This is a genomic window from Enterobacter sp. LU1 (genome assembly GCF_008271405.2).
Taxonomy (GTDB): Bacteria; Pseudomonadota; Gammaproteobacteria; order Enterobacterales; family Enterobacteriaceae; genus Enterobacter; species Enterobacter hormaechei_C.
In genome coordinates this window covers 2929756-2946421 of record NZ_CP043438.2, presented here as the reverse complement: position 1 = coordinate 2946421, position 16666 = coordinate 2929756, and the positions used below count along the sequence as shown (strand labels likewise).

Here is a 16666-nt window from a genome sequence, read left to right as displayed (position 1 = left end):
TCTGCTTTCGCGTGAAGAACGGGGGTTCTGACTGACGCGTGAAGCAAACTGCTCAATCGATGAAGCAGATCTAGCACTTGCTTATTTCTCCAGCAAGAGACATTCAAAATGAAGAGGCGATTTTGTGACGCGCGTTGAGAAAACGAAGAAAACGACCATTTACGATCTGGCGGAACTCACCGGCGTTTCTGCCAGCGCGGTGAGTGCTATTTTGAATGGCAACTGGAAGAAACGCCGCATCAGCGCCAGCCTGGCAGAGAAGGTAACCCGCATTGCACAAGAGCAGGGCTACGCGGTTAACCGTCAGGCAAGCCTGCTGCGCAGCAAGAAATCGAACGTTATCGGCATGATTGTGCCGAAATATGACAACCGCTATTTCGGCTCTATAGCGGAAAAATTCGAAGAGATGGCGCGTGCCAGAGGGCTGTTGCCGATTATTACCTGCACACGCCGACAGCCGGAACTCGAGCTGGATGCCGCCCGTGCCATGCTCTCCTGGCAGGTTGACTGGGTCATTGCCACGGGGGCGACACACCCGGACAAAATTGCTGAACTCTGTCATCAGGCGGGCGTACCTACGCTAAATCTTGATCTGCCGGGTACCCTGGCGCCCTCTATCATTTCGGATAACTACGGCGGCGCGAAGATGCTGACAGAGCGGATCCTCGCCAGCAGCTTTAAACGGTTTGGTTCGCTGGCTCCGCTGACCTTCGTGGGCGGACGCCGGAGTGATAACAACACCGCAGAGCGCCTGCGCGGGTTCCTTGATGCCCATCAGGCCCATGGGCTGACCGTTCCGGAACAGCAGCTGCTGGTCACAGGATACTCGTCATCGCGCGTGGAGGAGCAGCTCAGAGCCACCTTCCCGTCGCCATCGACGGCGCTAAAGGGGCTGTTTGTCAATTCGACCATTTCGCTGGAGGGGGTGGTACGTTGGCTGGCCCAATACGGGCAGACCGGCCAAAATCAGCCGCCGATGGGTTGTTTTGACTGGGACCCATTTGTCTCTCTGCTGGGACATGATATTGACATGGTGCGCCAGGACGTCCCGGCGATGCTGGAGAAGGTATTTGAAATTCTCGATTCCGGTGATACCTCGGTCAGGCGTATTGAGATCCCACCGGAACTGATTGGCAGCCAGAGCGTCAAGGGCTAGCCCTGACGCGTCAGCAGCCAGCGCGCGGTCTGTTCATCCGTCACCAGACCGTTTACCCAGCCGCCTTTGAGGGCGGCAAGGATCGCCGGGCGTTTATCCTCGCCGCAGGCGGCCGCAATACGTGGACACTGGCTCTGGCGAATATCGTAGCTGGTAATAAAGCGATTAATCTGGCTGTCGATGACGTTGCCGTCGGCATCGATAAAGCGTCCGAGTATTTCGCCAACGCCACCGCGCTGGGTCAACTCTTCCAGCTGTGCCTCATCGATAAACCCGTCTTTGAAGATAGGGCTCTGCCTGCCCAGCGCCCCGATGCCGACAAAAATCACATCGGCCGCATCCGCCACGGCGCAGACGTTACGGAACAGGCGGTTTGAGCACCACATCTCATGCTCCTCGCTGGACTGAGCATAGCGCGGCGCCGGCCACTGGTAATATTTTCCCTGAATTTTACGCGCCAGCAGCAACGGCACATCATCGTAATAGTTACATTGCCCGTGCTCGTTCATGGCGCTGATCAGGGCGACACAGCGGGTGTTGTGGCTGTCAAAATCGATACGCTTGATGGTTTTTTTTAGCGTCAGTCCGGAGCCAATTCCGACAACCGTGGGTTTATCACCTTGCAGGTAGCGGGCCATCAGCTGATAACAGCCAAACGTCACGCTATCCAGCGCGCTTTCATTGCGGTAGACGGGCACAATGTTGCAGTGGGTCAGGTGATATTTTTCCGCGAGAAGTTGCGCATAATCGAGGCAGTTAGCGACAGGATGATGAAGCCCAATCGAGACAATGCCTTCCTCTTTCGCGGCGGCAATCAGCCGCTGCACCACCGGTCTTGATGTGCCGAGCTGGCTGGCAATTTCGCTTTGATTAAGCCCGGCGATGTAATACATCCATGCCGCCCGCACTTTTTGATCGAGCCTGATGTCATCTTCTTTGCTCACGTTTCCCTGCCTCAAGAGTGGGGTTGAGGGCGGTCAACACCCACAACAATTGTCTGTCATTCTGGCGGGTGCTCCGCGCTGAGGCAAGCGGTTTGCTCTTTACTGGTCATTTGTTATTTGAATGGTCATTTGTTCTTTTGTGATCTGTAGCTCTTATTTTAATCAAATGATCATCTACAGTTCAGCCATAACCTCACTGGAGAACAGAACAATGACCGAGAAATACACATGGCTACATATTGGACTGGGGTCTTTTCATCGTGCGCATCAGGCGTGGTATCTGCACCGCCTGATTGCCGGCGGCGATACGCGCTGGCACATCGCTGCGGGCAACATACGCAACGATGCTGAACATGTGGTGCAGGCGCTGGCCGCGCAGAAGGGGCGATATGTACTGGAGACCGTCAGCCCGGAAGGCGAGAGAGACTATGAAGAGATCGCCTCGATTCAGACGCTGATCCCGTGGCAGGCGGATTTGCAGCCGCTGATTGCCGAAGGGGCGAACCCGCAGACTCGGGTCATCGCGTTTACCGTGACGGAGGGGGGCTACTATCTGGATACCAGCCACAGGCTGGATGTGGCCAATGCCGATCTGGCGAGCGATATTAAGGGCGGCTGTAAAACCATCTACGGGACAATTGCCCGCATCCTCGAAGCGCGTATGGCGAACGGAGCGGGTCCGGTAACCTTGCTTAACTGTGACAACGTGCGGCATAACGGCGAGCGCTTCCACTACGGGTTGATTGAATTCTTAACCCTCAGCGGCAAACAGAGGGTCATCGACTGGCTGAGCGCTAATGCGACCTGTCCGAATACCATGGTGGATCGCATCACACCGCGTCCGGCGGCCGATCTCCCGGCGCGCATTAAGGCCCGGACGGGCATAGACGATAACGCCCCGGTTATGGGGGAACGCTTTATTCAGTGGGTGATTGAAGACAATTTCCGCGACGTTCGTCCCGCGCTGGAAACGGTGGGCGTGGAGCTGGTGGGATCCGTCATCCCTTATGAAGAGGCGAAGATCCGCATCCTCAATGCCTCCCATAGCTGTATCGCCTGGGCGGGTACTCTGGTCGGGCAGCAGTATATCCATGAAAGCACGCTGACAGAGTTTATCTACAAGATTGCCGACCGCTACGTGACGGAAGATGTCATTCCCTGCCTGGGAGATAATGGCATCGATCTGCCAGCCTACCGCGACGTAGTGCTTAAGCGTTTTACCAACCCCTGGATTCAGGACACCAACCAGCGCGTCGCGGCCGACGGGTTTTCGAAGATCCCGGCGATGATCGCCCCAACGCTGCGTGAATGTTACCAGCGCGGCGTACGTCCTGACGCTACCGCTATGCTGCCTGCGCTGTTCTACGTCTATATGGAGCAGTGGCATCACGGCAAGCTGCCATATGAATACCAGGACGGTATCCTCAACGCCTCTGCGGTACATGCGATGTTCGAATCGGACGATCCGATAGCCCGATATGCCAGCGATACCGCCCTGTTTGGCGATCTGACCGGCCGGGAAGATTTTGCCGCGCTTCTGCGTGAAAAAATCGCTGACGTCTACGCGCTGATTAAGTGAGAGGTGGGTATGTATCTGGGCATCGATCTTGGCACATCAGAAGTAAAGGCGCTGGTCATTGACGAAAACAACGGCGTTGTCGCCACCCATAGCGCGCCGCTGACGATACAGCGTCCGAAGCCGCACTGGTCTGAACAATCGCCGGAAGCCTGGTGGGAGGCAACCGAATACCTGATTGCCACCCTCCGGGAGAAGTGCGGCCACCACTGGCAGGCGATAAAAGCCATTGGCCTTTCCGGACAGATGCACGGTGCGGTACTGCTGGATGCCGCGGGTGAACCCCTGCGTCCGGCCATCCTGTGGAATGACACCCGCTGCGCGCAGGAGTGCGCAGAGCTGGAAGAGATGGCGCCCGAGCTGCACCAGGTGGCGGGGAACCTGGCAATGCCGGGGTTTACGGCACCAAAGCTGCTCTGGGTGCGCCGTCATGAGCCGCAGAACTTCAGCCGTCTCGCCACCGTGCTGCTGCCGAAGGATTATCTGCGCTTCAAAATGACCGGAAAAAAAATCTCTGATATGTCGGACTCGGCAGGGACGCTGTGGCTGGATGTGGGAAAACGAGACTGGTCGGATGCACTGCTGGAAAAATGTGGGCTGTCGCGTGCCGCCATGCCTGCGCTGGTGGAAGGGTGTGAGGTCTCGGCGCTACTCGAACCTGCGGTAGCGCAGCGGTGGGGTCTGAACCCCTCGGTTATCGTTGCCGGCGGCGGGGGAGATAACGCCGTCAGCGCGATAGGGGTTGGGGCCGTTTCGCCGGGCGATGCGTTTATTTCGCTGGGCACCTCCGGCGTGCTGTTTGTGGTCACAGATGCCTACCGTCCGGCACCCCAGTCTGCCGTGCACGCGTTCTGTCACGTGCTGCCAAACCTGTGGCATCAGATGAGCGTGATGTTAAGCGCCGCCAGTTGTCTACAGTGGTTTTGCCGTCTGGTGGGCGTCACGGAGCTGGCATTGCTTGAGGAGATCGCCCAGCTAAGCGATGCGGAGAAAGCGAGCGCGCCGATGTTCCTGCCGTACCTTTCCGGGGAACGTACGCCGCATAACGATCCCTGTGCACGGGGCATGTTCTGGGGGCTAACGCACTCCAGCCAGCGTGCGCTGATGGGGTATGCGGTGCTGGAAGGCGTCAGCTTCGGTATTGCCGATGGCCTTCGCGTGTTGCAGGAGAGCGGCACGCAGATTGAACAGTGCTCCCTCGTCGGCGGCGGGGCGCGGAGCCCCTTCTGGGCCCAGCTGCTGGCCGATATTCTGGCGATGCCGGTGGTGACGCATAAGGGCGGCGAAACCGGCGGTGCGCTGGGGGCTGCACGGCTGGCCTGTCTCGCAGCCGGTAAGCCGCTGGCTTCCGTGTGCGAAAAACCTGAAGTCTATAAAACCTGGCGCAGCGATCCGGCGCGCCACCGTGCGCTGATGACGCGTTACCAGCAGTTTAACGCGCTTTACCAAAACGACCTGAACTACCGAAACCCATAATTCTGTGGCAAAGACCCTCCGGTGATGCTGCCGGAGCGGTTCCCTGTACCCTAAAAACGAGGTCAATATGTCGTTAAATAACAAACAATGGCTGGGATTACCCCTGAGTCTGGTCTGGGGGTATATCGCTATCGCGGTCTTTATGACGGGCGATGGTTTCGAGCTGGCATTCCTGTCGCACTATATTAAGGCGCTGGGCTTCACGCCTGCTGAAGCCTCTTTCGCCTTCACGCTCTACGGTCTCGCGGCGGCGCTCTCCGCATGGATTTCCGGCGTGGTGGCTGAAATCATCACCCCGCAAAAAACCATGCTGATTGGCTTCGTCCTGTGGTGCGTTTTCCACGTCCTGTTTCTCGTTTTTGGTCTGGGTCAGGCAAATTACGCATTAATTCTGCTGTTCTACGGGATCCGCGGCCTGGCCTATCCGCTGTTCCTCTATGCCTTTATCGTCGCCATTGTGCATAACGTTCGCAGCGACAGTACCAGCGCGGCGCTGGGCTGGTTCTGGGCGGTTTACTCTATCGGCATCGGCGTGTTCGGCAGCTACATTCCTAGCTTTACCATTCCGCACATCGGGGAGATGGGCACCCTGTGGCTGGCGCTGGCATTCTGCGTAACCGGCGGGATCATTGCGCTGGTCTCTATGCGTAAGGTGGAAACGCCACGGCATATGCAGACTCTCTCCACCCGGGAAAAATTCGCCGAGCTGGGCCGTGCAGCGACGCTGCTCTACACCAACCGCAGTATTCTGCTCTCCAGCATGGTGCGTATCATCAACACCCTCTCCCTGTTCGGGTTTGCCGTCATCATGCCGATGATGTTTGTTGACGAACTGGGCTTCACCACCTCCGAGTGGCTTCAGGTCTGGGCAGTATTCTTCTTCACCACCATCTTCTCGAACGTCTTCTGGGGCGTGGTGGCGGAAAAAATGGGCTGGATGCGGGTGGTGCGCTGGTTTGGCTGCATCGGGATGGCGCTCTCGAGCCTGGCGTTTTACTACATTCCGCAGCACTTCGGGCATAACTTTGCCATGGCACTGGTGCCGGCCATCGCGCTGGGGATTTTTGTGGCGGCCTTCGTACCGATGGCGGCGGTGTTCCCGGCGCTGGAGCCGCGGCACAAGGGGGCGGCGATTTCGGTGTATAACCTGTCAGCCGGCCTGTCTAACTTCCTTGCGCCGGCGATTGCCGTGGTGCTGCTGCCCTGGTTCAGCACGCTCGGCGTGGTCATTGCCTACACGGCGCTGTATGTCGTGGCCTTTATCCTGTGTCCGTTTATTCGGGTTGAACAGCCTGGGTTTGTTCGTCAGGAAACCTGTAAGGGTGAAACGGTCGGAATTTCGTAATTTATTCAGGCCTGACGGCAGCGTCGGGCCATTCACGGAGACGTATGATGGATGTTAAGGCGGTAATTTTTGACATGGATGGCGTCATCATTGACTCCGAAGGCCTGTGGCGTCAGGCGCAGAAAGCAGCTCTGGCAGGCTGGCGTGCTGAGGTCAGCGACGAAGAGTGTGAGTCACTGACGAAAGGCAAGCGGCTGGATGAGATTGCCCGGACCTGGTGCGAATACTGCAAACTTGAGGCCGATCCTGAAATGATTGAAGCGGCCATTCGTCTGCGCATCATCGAATTGATTGGCCGGGAAGGCAAAGCGATAGAGGGCATCTACGACGTGATGTCGTATTTTCGAGAGGCAGGTTACCGGATTGCACTTGCCACCTCTTCGTCGCATGAAATCGTGCATGCGGTGCTTAAGAAACTCAGGATGGGTCACTATTTTGAGGTCATTTGCAGCGCCGACGATGAACGCTACGGAAAACCGCACCCTGCCGTCTATCTCTCGGCGCTGCGAAAATTAGGCCTGACGGCCTCGCAGTGCATAGTGATTGAGGACAGCCAGAGCGGCTACCGTGCCGCCCTTAGTGCGGGGCTCAAAACCCTCATCGTCTCGCCAGCGTGCCATCATGCCAGCTTTAACAATGCCAGTGGCCGGTATGCGTCTATGCATGCGCTGCTGGAAACGCTTGCCGTTCCAGCCCCGGAAGCGGGTTAGTTGACTGATTTGTAAGCGCAGAAGTTTCCGCGGGTTGTTGCCGGTCAGCATATTCCTGCTTCTGCGCTTACCTTCAAATAACATCTCCCGATCAACCTCACATTTCCCCGCGCTTTTGTGAAAATTGTCACGTCCGACCGTGCATATGCCCAAAAAATAGCCTCTCCTTAACGCGTTTTGTCCGAGGACGTGCTGATTTTTTATGCTTAAATTACATACTGAAACGCATTTTTAAAATCATAAAACCCCTTTGTCATTTTCTGCTTCTGGGCTTATCGCCGGACTTAAGGATCGATAATGAAAATTGAATCTGTAAACGTCACCGTCTTTCAGTACCCGACGCGTCGGGTCTCTGACGCCGCGGGGCATTCGCATCCTGGGCCGGAGAGCATGGCCAAAATGGCGATGCTGACCATCACGGCAGAAGAGGGCACCCGCGGATATTCGTTCGCGCCGCCGGAAGTGGTGCGCCCCTTTGTGGTCAATACCTTCTTTCGCAAAGTGCTGGTGGGGCAGGACGCATTCAACCGGGAACGCATCTGGCAGGATCTGGCGCACTGGCAGCGGGGAAGCGCGCATCAGCTGACCGAGCGTGCGCTGGGCTTCGTTGAACAGGCGCTGTGGGATCTGATTGGCCGTAAGCTCAACCTGCCGGTCTGGAAACTGCTTGGCGGCTATCGCGATAAGGTGCCGGCCTACGGCAGCACCATGTGCGGCGACGATCTGCCGGGCGGATTATCCATGCCGGAGGAGTACGCCAGCTTTGCCGAAAAGCTGGTAGCGCGCGGTTACAAGGCCATCAAGCTGCACACCTGGATGCCGCCGGTCTCTTTCGCCCCCAATCCAAAGATGGACGTCAAAGCCTGTGCCGCCGTGCGTGAAGCGGTTGGCCCGGACATTGACCTGATGATTGACGGCTACCACTGGTACAGCCGTACCGAGGCGCTGTACATCGGCAAAGCGCTGGAAAAGCTTGACTTCGCCTGGTTTGAAGAGCCGATGGAGGAGGAGAGCATGGCCTCCTACGCGTGGCTGGCGGAGAACCTCTCGATTCCGGTTATCGGGCCGGAAAGCCTGGGCGGAAAGCACCACAGCCGTGCTGACTGGATCAAAGCCGGGGCCTGCGACATCCTTCGCGCGGGGTCGAACGGCGTGGGCGGCATTTCCCCAACGCTGAAGGTGGCGAACCTGGCGGAATCTTTTGGCATGGACTGCGAAATACACGGCAACGGCGCGGCCAGCCTGGCGGTGATTGGCGCCATCAAAAACTGCCGCTGGTACGAGCGCGGCCTGCTGCACCCGTTCCTCGACTACGACCAACCGGCGGCGTACCTCAACAGCCTGGTGGACCCGATGGACGAAAACGGCATGGTCAGTCTGCCGACCCGCCCGGGACTGGGCGAAGACATTAATTTTGCATATATCGAAGCCAATACCGTCAGCCACGACTGACAGATAAAAACGTACCCTACAGGCGATATATACATGAAACGATCTCCCTTAGCCGGGGCGTGCTTGCTCGCGCTCTCGCTGATGATGGGGAGCGGTGCGGCGTACGCGAAAACGCCGCCCGACCAGCTCATCATCGGCATGAACATGAATAACCTGCTGACCCTCGATCCGGCGGCAATGACCGGTAACGAAGTGGTCGGCATTGTGGTCAATCTCTACGACTCGCTGGTGGAGCTGGACCCGAACGCGCTCACCAACGTCAGGCCCGCGCTGGCGACGTCCTGGGATATTTCGCCGGACCGTAAAACCCTGACCTTTCACCTGCGTGACGACGTTAAATTCCACTCTGGCAACCCGCTCACGGCGGAGGACGTGGTCTGGTCAATGCGCCGCCTGCTGCACCTCAACCTGGCCCAGGCTTCGGTGTGGAAATCCTACGGATTTTCTAAAAAGAACATTGATAACCAAATCAGCGCCCCGAATGCATACACCGTGCAGATTGTCCTGCCAAAAGCCAACGACCCGCAGCTGGTGATCTACTCCCTCGGCGCGCTCGGCAACCTCGGCGTGCTCGACAGCAAAACGGTGCAGCAGCACGCGGTCAACAACGACTGGGGCAACCGCTGGCTGACCACCAACGAAGCGGGTTCCGGCCCGTTTATGCTGGAAACCTGGCAGGCGAAGGACATGCTGCGCATGCAGCGCAACCCGCAATACTGGCGGGAAGAACCCAAAATGAGCAGGGTGGTGCTGCGTCATTTCCAGGAGTCACAAACCCTGCGCCTGATGATTGAGAAAGGCGACCTCGACGTTGCCAACAACATGGCGGTGGCGGACATTAACGCCCTGCGCAAAGACCCGCAGCTCACCGTCGAAGCCGTGCAGAAAGGCACGGTCTACTACGTGGCGATGAGCATGAAAGAGGTCCATTTCGCTAACCCGAAGGTGCGCGAAGCGGTGCGCTATCTGATTGACTATCAGGGCATCAACAGCGCGCTGATGCCGGGCTACGGCGTGCTGCACCAGCGCCCGATCAAGGCGGGTATGCCGTCCACGCTGCCGGACCCGGGCTATAGGCTCGATATCCCGCGCGCCAGAAAGCTGCTGGCGGAGGCGGGCTACCCGGACGGGTTTGACACCACCCTGCGGGTGCTGGCGGATCAGCCGTTCCTCAATATCGCCATCGCCGTGCAGTCGACGCTGATGCAGGCGGGCATCAACGCCAAAATCATCACCGGCACCGGGAACCAGATTTACGGCGCAATGCGCGAGCGCAAGTTCGACATGCTGGTGGGGCGCGGCGGTAGCGGCGTCGAACCCCATCCGCACTCCAGCCTGCGGGCGTTGGTCTATAACCCGGACAACAGCGATGAAGCCCGTCTGACCAACTTCCAGGGCTGGCGTACCAGCTTCTACGACAAGCCGCTCAACGAAATGATCGACAAGGCCCTGCTGGAGCGCGATCCGGAAAAACAGATCGCCGACTACCAGCAGATCCAGGTCCGCTACGACGCGCTGATCCCGGCGATGATCCCCCTGTCACAGATGGTCGATTCGGTGGTGGTGCGTAACGAGGTGAAGAACTTCCAGTCGCACCCGTCGGCCACCACCTTCCTGCGTGAGGTCTACAAAACCGGAGGTGACAAATGAGTGTGGCAATTCTCGCGCCCGGCTCACGGACCCGGCGCTTCTCAAAGCGGTTAACGCAGGTGGTGGTGACGCTGTTCGGCCTTCTGCTGCTGACCTTTTTCATCGGCCGCGTAATGCCCGTTGATCCGGTGCTGGCGATTGTCGGACCGGATGCCGACCACAGCACCTATCAGCAGGTCTATCACCAGCTGGGATTCGACCGGTCGCTGCTGGCTCAGTTCGGTATTTACCTCAATAACCTGCTGCACGGCGATCTGGGCAATGCCCTGCTGACGGGTAAACCGGTGACTGCCGATATTCTGCGCGTCTTCCCGGCGACGCTCGAGCTGGCGACGATGGCGATTATCGTCGGTGCGGGTCTGGGCATTCCGCTGGGCGTACTGGCGGCGGCGCGGCGCAACAGCGTTTCCGACTACGTGGTGCGCATCATCAGTCTGGCGGGTTATTCCACGCCGATTTTCTGGGTCGGGATGATGGGGCTGCTGCTGTTCTACGCCTGGCTTGGCTGGGTGGGAGGCGCGGGACGTCTGGATCTCGGACTGGAGGGGGTAGTCCCACGCCGCACCGGACTGATGACGGTGGATGCATTGCTGGCCGGAAACGGCGCGGTGTTCTGGAACGCCATTAACCATCTGGTTTTGCCCGCGTCGCTGCTTGGCTTCCACTCCCTGGCCTATATCAGCCGCATGACCCGCAGCTTTATGCTGGCGCAGCTGTCGCAGGAGTTCATTATCACTGCCCGGGTGAAGGGCTTAACTGAACGTCAGGTGATCTGGAATCACGCGTTTCGCAACATTCTCGTGCAGCTCCTGACGGTAGTGGCGCTGGCCTACGGCTCGCTGCTGGAGGGGGCGGTGCTGATTGAAACCGTCTTCTCCTGGCCGGGCTTCGGTTCGTATCTCACCGGCAGCCTGCTGCTCGGGGATATGAACGCGGTCATGGGCTGCGTGCTGCTGGTGGGGGTCATCTTCGTGATGCTGAACCTGCTCTCCGACATGCTGTATCAACTCTTTGACCCGAGGACGAAATCATGACCGTTTCTCTGGATTCGCCGCTGGGGACCGGGCCATCCGAACGCCGCCAGCGTATCAGACGCACGCTGGGCCGCGCCGCGGGCTTCGTCGGCAAGATGGCGCGCAATCCGCTCACCGCCATCGGCGGCGGGATTATCCTGCTGCTGCTGATTGTGGCGGCGTTTGCCCCGCTGATCGCGCCGTACAACCCGCTGGTGCAGGACCTCAATAACGCGCTGGTCGCCCCGAACGCACTGCACTGGTTCGGCACCGACGAGTTTGGCCGGGACATCTTCAGCCGGCTGGTGTACGGCGCGCGCATCACGCTCTACATCGTGCTGCTGGTCTCCGTGACCGTTGGCCCGCTGGGGCTGCTGCTGGGCGTGACCGCAGGCTATTTCGGCGGCAGGGTGGACGCGGTGCTGATGCGCGTCACCGATATCTTTATCTCCTTCCCGAGCCTGGTGCTGGCGCTGGCGTTTGTCGCGGCGCTCGGGCCGGGGCTGGAGCACGTGGTGATTGCGATTACGCTCACCGCCTGGCCGCCGATTGCCCGTCTGGCGCGCGCCGAAACTCTCTCTCTGCGCCAGGCCGATTTTATCTCCGCCGTGCGGCTTCAGGGTGCTTCCCCGGTGCGCGTACTGTGGCGTCACATTGTCCCGCTGTGCCTGCCGTCAGTGATTATCCGCATCACCATGAACATGGCGGGGATCATTCTCACCGCCGCCGGGCTGGGCTTTCTTGGCCTTGGCGCACAGCCGCCGGAGCCGGAGTGGGGAGCGATGATCTCCAGCGGTCGTACCTACATGATGGAGTGCTGGTGGGTGGTGACTATTCCGGGGCTGGCGATCCTGATCAACAGTCTGGCGTTCAACTTCTTAGGAGATGGCCTGCGTGACATCCTCGATCCTCGTAGCGAATAACCCGATGCTCGACGTGCGCGATCTCCACGTCGATTTTATCAACGGCGGCGCGGTCACCCACGCGGTGCGCGGCGTCTCTTTCCAGCTCGGACGCGAAAAGCTGGCGATTGTCGGTGAATCCGGTTCCGGTAAATCCACCGTCGGGCGGGCGCTGCTACGCCTGCATCCGGCCAAAGCGCAGATCCGCGCCGCGCGGATGCAGTTTGGCGATGTCGATTTACAGGCCGTCAGCGAGGCGCAGATGCGCGGCATTCGCGGCAAGCGCATCTCGATGATCATGCAGGACCCGAAATACTCCCTTAACCCGGTGGTGTGCGTGGGCGACCAAATTGCCGAAGCCTGGCTGACCCATCATCCGGGGCGCAAGGCGGAAGCCAAAGCCAGAGTGCTGGAGATGCTCGACGTGGTGCGCATTCGCCAGCCGGAGCGGGTGTATCACCTCTGTCCGCACGAGATTTCCGGCGGGCAGGGGCAACGCATCATGATCGCCATGATGCTGATCGCCGATCCCGAGCTGGTCATTGCCGACGAGCCGACTTCGGCGCTGGACGTGTCGGTGCGCTTGCAGGTGCTGGGGTTACTGGATGACCTGGTGCAGTCCCGCGGTCTGGGGCTGATCTTTATCAGCCACGACATCAACCTGGTGCGCAGCTTCTGCGACCGGGTGCTGGTGATGTACGCCGGACGGGTGGTGGAATCGATTGCCGCGAAGGATCTGCACAACGCCAGGCATCCCTACACCCAGGGGCTCATCAGCGCGCTACCGGAAATCAACCATCGCCGACCGACGCTGCCGGTATTACAGCGTCAGGCCAGCTGGCTCAACGAGTAAGGAGCAGAGATGATCGAGATACAACACCTTAACCTGACGTTTGGCGAGGGCGAGAAGCGTAATCAGGTGCTGGACGATGTGAATATCAGCGTGAGGGACGGCGAGATTTACGGCCTGGTGGGGGAGTCCGGTTCGGGCAAAACCACGGTGCTGAAATGCCTTGCCGGGCTGTTTACCCACTGGGAGGGCGAGCTGGCGATTAACGGCAAGCGGCTGGAAAAACGTATCAGCCAGGAACGCTGCCGCCGGGTGCAGATGGTATTTCAGGATCCGTACGGCTCTTTGCATCCGCGTCACACCATCGGCGATATTCTGGAAGAGCCGCTGCACATTCACCGCATAAAAAATCGGGAGCGGCGCGTTCACGCCCTGCTGGATAAAGTTGGGCTTAACCGGGCGTTTCGCGATCGCTATCCGCACCAGCTTTCCGGCGGGCAGCGCCAGCGCGTGGCGATTGCCAGGGCGCTGATTCTGGAGCCGCAGGTGCTGCTGCTGGATGAACCTACCTCGGCGCTGGACGTCTCGGTGCAGGCGGAAATCCTCAACCTGCTGGCGGAACTTCAGCGTGAGTCGAACCTGACCTACCTGATGGTGACCCACGATCTGGGCGTGATTGCCCATCTGTGTCAGAAGGTGGCGGTAATGCAGTATGGCAAAATCCTTGAAAGCCTGACGGTGGACGAACTGGTCGCCGGGCAGGCCAAAACCGACTATACGCGGATGCTGGTCAATGCCTCACAGCAGTATTCCCGCGAGATGGCGCGGGAGGTGGCGGTGTATTAGGTAGCCGGGTGGCGGCTACGCGATCGGTCCTGTAGGCCGGGTAAGGCGTAGCCGCCACCCGGCAAACCATCAGCGCAAGAGCTGACAATCCGGCGGTAATCGGCACTGCAACGCGCCCGGAACCACTTCGATGCGGAATTTCTCTCCGCTCAGCGGTTCGCCATCAAGGTTAAAGGTCATGCCGTGTGGGGCGATCACTTCAAACCACGCGGATTTCCCGGCGATAATATTGGGGCTCTCCTCTGGCTGCGTCAGCGTCGTAAACAGCGCGGGCAGCAGCCCGTCGCCAGTAAAAATGCGCAGCTGTAGCTGACCATCATTAATCAGGGCTTCCGGGCAAAGCTGCTGTCCGCCGCCTGCCTGACGTCCGTTGCCGATACCAATCACCAGCGCGTCGCCCTGCCAGTGGAAGTTCTCACCGTGGATTTCACAGCTGTCGGGCTTGAGGGTGTCCATGCGCATCAGGCCGTGAATGAGGTACGAGACGCCGCCCAGCGCGGCTTTCAGCTTCTCCGGCGTTTCGCTGGTGATCCGCGTGCCGAAACCGCCCGTTGCCATGTTGATAAAGCAGGTTCTTTCATTCACCTGCGCAATGTCGACGGCGGTCGCTTTCCCGAGGATAGCCAGTTGCAGCGCTTTGCCTAAATCCTCAGGTATGCCGGCGCTGGTGGCAAAATCATTGGCGGTACCGAGCGGTAAAATGCCCATCACCGGACGATGTGCTGTGTTGAGGTCAATAAGCGCGCCAGCGATCTCGTTGATTGTTCCGTCGCCGCCGCCTGAAATGATGGTCTCAGCGCCTAACCTGATGCCTTCGTCGATATAGCGTGCCGCATCGCCTTTTTCAAAGGTCACCCGCACGTGAATGCGCGCGCCATCTTCACGCAATTCGGTGATCGCCTGGCGCAACAGATCGTTGCCTGCACTTTTGCCATTGAGAATTAATAAACTGTCTGGATAGGATGCCATCCGGGTTGCTCCCTTTTTTAACTATAGAAAGAGTGTATCCCAGAGAAGGAAAAAGCGGGTAAGAACAGGATGAAAGGCAAAAAATAAGCCCGCGTAAGGGAGATTACGCAGGCTAAGGAGGTGGTTCCTGGTACAGCTAGCATTTATGGGTTATGTTTTTCAGCGGGGGGATAATACCCGTATTGAACGAAGCGGTATGTGATCCGATTCTAAGAATTATCCCAGCGTGAAAAAATCCCGTTGATTGACTATTTGCCGTGTGGATTTCGGGTATTTTCACCTTCAAAATTACGCATCAGCAGTGCAAACTCCAGCTCTACCTCTTCAGGAACCGGCAGCCAGACCACATGGCCGTCGCCAGGTGCGACCTCTATCGCCTCACCTTTTTTGTTTTCCAGGTGCTCGAGGCGGAAGTTCATGTTGCCCTGAGGCGTCATCAGCTCCAGGCTGTCGCCTTTAGTGAATTTGTTTTTTACGGCGACGGCGGCCAGCGGACCTTTACGTTCGCCGGTGAAGTCGCCTACAAACTGCTGGCGTTCGGAAATCGAGTAGCCATGCTCGTAGTTCTGGTAGTCGTCGTGGGTGTGACGGCGCAGGAAACCTTCGGTATAGCCGCGATGCGCCAGACCTTCCAGCGTTTCCAGCAGGCTGGTGTCGAACGGTTTACCGGCGGCGGCATCGTCGATGGCTTTGCGATACACCTGTGCGGTACGGGCGCAGTAGTAGTAAGACTTGGTGCGGCCTTCGATTTTCAGGGAGTGTACGCCCATCTGGGTTAAACGCTCGACGTGTGCGATGGCGCGCAGATCTTTGGAGTTCATGATGTAGGTGCCATGCTCGTCTTCGAAGGCGGTCATGTATTCGCCCGGACGTTTGGCTTCTTCGATCATAAACACGCTGTCGGTAGGCGCGCCGATACCCAGCGTTGGCTCAACGTTGGTGACCGGGATCGGCTCGTGTTTGTGCACGATATTGCCGATGTCATCTTCTTTGCCTTCCTGAACGTTATATTCCCAGCGGCAGGCGTTGGTGCAGGTGCCCTGGTTCGGGTCACGCTTGTTGATGTAGCCAGAGAGCAGGCAGCGGCCGGAGTAGGCCATGCACAGCGCGCCGTGAACGAAGATTTCGATCTCCATATCCGGCACCTGGGTGCGGATCTCTTCGATCTCTTCGAGGGACAGCTCGCGGGACAGAATGACGCGGGTCAGCCCCATCTGTTTCCAGAATTTCACCGTTGCCCAGTTGACGGCGTTAGCCTGCACCGAGAGGTGAATGTCCATCTCCGGGAAGTTCTCCCGAACCAGCATGATTAAACCCGGGTCCGACATGATCAGCGCGTCCGGCCCCATCTCCACGACCGGCTTCAGGTCGCGAATGAACGTTTTCAGCTTGGCGTTGTGCGGCGCGATGTTCACCACCACGTAGAATTTTTTGCCCAGGGCATGCGCTTCATTGATGCCGAGCTGAAGATTCTCGTGGTTGAATTCGTTGTTACGCACGCGCAGCGAGTAGCGCGGCTGGCCCGCGTAAACGGCGTCGGCACCATAGGCGAAAGCGTAACGCATATTTTGCAGCGTTCCCGCCGGGGAAAGGAGTTCCGGTTTAAACATGTTTGTTCTCGTTCTGATGACAGGTCAGATCCGCGTGCACCTGGTGCAGCGGTAAGGGGAGATCCCCCACTTTAAGGGCGGGCATTGTAGCGCTGCGGGGAAGAGAGGTAAAGCTTTGCCCCTCACCCTAACCCTCTCCCCTTTGGGGCTGAGGGTTCCCCACAAAATAATGCCTGCACAGACGGCCCCCTCTCCCTTGAGGGAGAGGGCTGGGGTGAGGGGGGGTG

14 protein-coding genes are annotated in these 16666 nt (G+C 58.6%); 11 read left to right on the top strand and 3 right to left on the bottom strand.

The window, feature by feature from the left end; genetic code table 11:
- Nucleotides 1-124 precede the first annotated feature (124 nt).
- On the top strand, nucleotides 125-1156 hold the full coding sequence (locus FZF21_RS14095; protein ID WP_047736601.1) for a LacI family DNA-binding transcriptional regulator: 1032 nt from the start codon (nucleotides 125-127) through the stop codon (nucleotides 1154-1156).
- Here the strand turns inward: FZF21_RS14095 and FZF21_RS14090 are convergent.
- Nucleotides 1153-2100: a sugar-binding transcriptional regulator gene (locus FZF21_RS14090; protein WP_023295033.1), complete on the bottom strand. Its 948-nt coding sequence runs from the start codon at nucleotides 2098-2100 to the stop codon at nucleotides 1153-1155. The two genes, FZF21_RS14095 and FZF21_RS14090, sit on opposite strands and share 4 nt — an antisense overlap.
- Nucleotides 2101-2311: 211 nt before the next feature.
- Here FZF21_RS14090 and dalD point away from each other — a divergent pair, with 211 nt between their 5' ends.
- The 10 genes from dalD to FZF21_RS14040 all read left to right on the top strand — a co-directional run bounded on the left by dalD (nucleotide 2312) and on the right by FZF21_RS14040 (nucleotide 13860).
- Entirely contained in the window at nucleotides 2312-3679 is a 1368-nt protein-coding gene (gene dalD, locus FZF21_RS14085) for a D-arabinitol 4-dehydrogenase (RefSeq protein WP_047736603.1), read from the top strand.
- A gap of 9 nt (nucleotides 3680-3688) precedes the next feature.
- The gene (xylB, locus tag FZF21_RS14080) at nucleotides 3689-5152 is read left to right on the top strand and encodes a xylulokinase (protein WP_015572354.1); all 1464 of its coding nucleotides are present in this window, start codon (nucleotides 3689-3691) and stop codon (nucleotides 5150-5152) included.
- A 67-nt stretch (nucleotides 5153-5219) separates the two neighbouring features.
- Nucleotides 5220-6497, top strand: a complete 1278-nt coding sequence (locus FZF21_RS14075; RefSeq protein ID WP_017693074.1) for an RbtT/DalT/CsbX family MFS transporter — start codon at nucleotides 5220-5222, stop codon at nucleotides 6495-6497.
- Nucleotides 6498-6541: 44 nt separating this feature from the next.
- Nucleotides 6542-7207, top strand: coding sequence for an HAD-IA family hydrolase (locus FZF21_RS14070; RefSeq protein WP_015572355.1), 666 nt, complete (start codon nucleotides 6542-6544; stop codon nucleotides 7205-7207).
- A gap of 297 nt (nucleotides 7208-7504) precedes the next feature.
- Nucleotides 7505-8659 carry a mandelate racemase family protein gene (locus FZF21_RS14065; RefSeq protein WP_047738859.1) on the top strand — a complete coding sequence of 385 codons (1155 nt, stop codon included), beginning with the start codon at nucleotides 7505-7507 and terminating at the stop codon, nucleotides 8657-8659.
- Between the two features lie 33 nt (nucleotides 8660-8692).
- Nucleotides 8693-10309 carry an ABC transporter substrate-binding protein gene (locus FZF21_RS14060; RefSeq protein ID WP_047062943.1) on the top strand — a complete coding sequence of 539 codons (1617 nt, stop codon included), beginning with the start codon at nucleotides 8693-8695 and terminating at the stop codon, nucleotides 10307-10309.
- Nucleotides 10306-11343 (top strand): ABC transporter permease, encoded by a 1038-nt coding sequence (locus tag FZF21_RS14055; RefSeq protein WP_017693076.1) that lies wholly within the window; start codon nucleotides 10306-10308, stop codon nucleotides 11341-11343. The genes FZF21_RS14060 and FZF21_RS14055 overlap by 4 nt, the downstream gene beginning before the upstream one ends.
- On the top strand, nucleotides 11340-12245 hold the full coding sequence (locus FZF21_RS14050) for an ABC transporter permease (protein ID WP_015572358.1): 906 nt from the start codon (nucleotides 11340-11342) through the stop codon (nucleotides 12243-12245). The genes FZF21_RS14055 and FZF21_RS14050 overlap by 4 nt, the downstream gene beginning before the upstream one ends.
- Nucleotides 12217-13077 carry an ABC transporter ATP-binding protein gene (locus tag FZF21_RS14045; RefSeq protein WP_032669503.1) on the top strand — a complete coding sequence of 287 codons (861 nt, stop codon included), beginning with the start codon at nucleotides 12217-12219 and terminating at the stop codon, nucleotides 13075-13077. The genes FZF21_RS14050 and FZF21_RS14045 overlap by 29 nt, the downstream gene beginning before the upstream one ends.
- Before the next feature lie 9 nt (nucleotides 13078-13086).
- Complete coding sequence (locus FZF21_RS14040; protein ID WP_023295028.1) at nucleotides 13087-13860, top strand: ABC transporter ATP-binding protein; 774 nt, start codon at nucleotides 13087-13089, stop codon at nucleotides 13858-13860.
- 69 nt (nucleotides 13861-13929) lie between these two features.
- Here FZF21_RS14040 and yegS read toward each other — a convergent pair whose 3' ends face one another.
- Complete coding sequence (gene yegS / locus FZF21_RS14035) at nucleotides 13930-14829, bottom strand: lipid kinase YegS (RefSeq protein WP_015572360.1); 900 nt, start codon at nucleotides 14827-14829, stop codon at nucleotides 13930-13932.
- A 248-nt stretch (nucleotides 14830-15077) separates the two neighbouring features.
- The gene (yegQ, locus tag FZF21_RS14030; protein ID WP_017383261.1) at nucleotides 15078-16439 is read right to left on the bottom strand and encodes a tRNA 5-hydroxyuridine modification protein YegQ; all 1362 of its coding nucleotides are present in this window, start codon (nucleotides 16437-16439) and stop codon (nucleotides 15078-15080) included.
- Nucleotides 16440-16666 lie beyond the last annotated feature (227 nt).

What these genes read in the sequence shown, in the direction of transcription:
- dalD (WP_047736603.1), top strand. Translation starts at nt 2,312, where the DNA reads ATGACCGAGAAATACACATGGCTACATATTGGACTGGGGTCTTTTCAT.
- yegS (WP_015572360.1), bottom strand. Translation starts at nt 14,829, where the DNA reads ATGGCATCCTATCCAGACAGTTTATTAATTCTCAATGGCAAAAGTGCA.
- FZF21_RS14070 (WP_015572355.1), top strand. Translation starts at nt 6,542, where the DNA reads ATGATGGATGTTAAGGCGGTAATTTTTGACATGGATGGCGTCATCATT.
- FZF21_RS14060 (WP_047062943.1), top strand. Translation starts at nt 8,693, where the DNA reads ATGAAACGATCTCCCTTAGCCGGGGCGTGCTTGCTCGCGCTCTCGCTG.
- yegQ (WP_017383261.1), bottom strand. Translation starts at nt 16,439, where the DNA reads ATGTTTAAACCGGAACTCCTTTCCCCGGCGGGAACGCTGCAAAATATG.
- FZF21_RS14065 (WP_047738859.1), top strand. Translation starts at nt 7,505, where the DNA reads ATGAAAATTGAATCTGTAAACGTCACCGTCTTTCAGTACCCGACGCGT.
- FZF21_RS14055 (WP_017693076.1), top strand. Translation starts at nt 10,306, where the DNA reads ATGAGTGTGGCAATTCTCGCGCCCGGCTCACGGACCCGGCGCTTCTCA.
- xylB (WP_015572354.1), top strand. Translation starts at nt 3,689, where the DNA reads ATGTATCTGGGCATCGATCTTGGCACATCAGAAGTAAAGGCGCTGGTC.
- FZF21_RS14075 (WP_017693074.1), top strand. Translation starts at nt 5,220, where the DNA reads ATGTCGTTAAATAACAAACAATGGCTGGGATTACCCCTGAGTCTGGTC.
- FZF21_RS14040 (WP_023295028.1), top strand. Translation starts at nt 13,087, where the DNA reads ATGATCGAGATACAACACCTTAACCTGACGTTTGGCGAGGGCGAGAAG.
- FZF21_RS14050 (WP_015572358.1), top strand. Translation starts at nt 11,340, where the DNA reads ATGACCGTTTCTCTGGATTCGCCGCTGGGGACCGGGCCATCCGAACGC.